Source organism: Pseudoalteromonas rubra (assembly GCF_005887095.1).
In the GTDB taxonomy this organism is placed as follows: Bacteria; Pseudomonadota; Gammaproteobacteria; order Enterobacterales; family Alteromonadaceae; genus Pseudoalteromonas; species Pseudoalteromonas rubra_E.
In genome coordinates, this window is record NZ_PNCI01000077.1 from 1 (window position 1) to 902 (window position 902).

General features: G+C 45.2%; 2 protein-coding genes. Both read left to right on the forward strand.

The genetic code is table 11. From position 1 onward, the window contains the following. Positions 1-282: helix-turn-helix domain-containing protein (locus CWB99_RS22595; RefSeq protein WP_171045433.1), on the forward strand; the 282-nt coding region annotated here is incomplete at its 5' end. Position 283: 1 nt separating this feature from the next. Beyond that, a complete protein-coding gene (locus CWB99_RS22600) occupies positions 284-850 on the forward strand; it encodes an IS630 family transposase (RefSeq protein WP_171045434.1) in 567 nt (188 codons plus the stop codon). Positions 851-902: the final 52 nt, after the last annotated feature.

A 902-nucleotide genomic window follows, 5' to 3' on the forward strand; every position in this document is an offset into this window, starting at 1 on the left:
GAAGGCCTGGAAGAACTACCTCGCTCGGGCCGCCCTTGCAAACTGGATGATGCACAACTGAAGCAGCTTAAAGCATATGTACTCGACTCTATAGACCGCACGGAAGGTGGTCGGCTAACACTAGAAGATATTCAGCAGTATATATCTGAGTCTTTTCACATTGAGTACGAGTTATCAGCCGTTCACAGATTGTTGAAAAGGCAAAACTTCTCATGGATCAGCAGTCGGTCAATCCACCCTAAAGGGGATAAAGCTCGCCAGGAAGCTTTTAAAAAACTTTGAGTTGGAAACGATCCTTCACACCCCGGGACACCTGCTTCCTGAACGCATTGATGTGTGGTTTCAGGATGAAGCACGATTTGGTCAGCAAACTTCGACAACAAAGGTTTGGGCTGAAAAAGGCTCACGTCCAAGAGTTGTAAAGCAGCAACAATTCGAATATGCCTATCTATTTGGTGCAGTGTGTCCAACAACTGGCGAAACAGAAGCACTCATCTCACCTATAGTGAATAAAGAAGTCATGTATTCTCACTTGGAGCAAATATCACAAAGGACTCAACCAGGAAGAATGGCTGTGGTCGTCATGGATCGCGCAGCCTGGCACTTCAAAGATGGTTTGGTAAAAGGCCTGGAGAATGTAGTGATCATTAGGCTGCCACCTTATTCCCCAGAGTTAAACCCCATAGAACAAGTGTGGAGTTGGCTCAGACAACATAAGTTATCAAACAGAACCTTTGCAAACTATGATGACATTCTGGATCAGGTCAGCGAAGCATGGAATGCGTTTATCTCATGTGCTGACAGGGTGAAATCATTGTGCTTTAGGGACTGGATAAATCTGACCAGTTAATTATTCAAAATGGTATAAAGTGTCGCTTTCCTGCAGCGGCTCCTGGCTTACC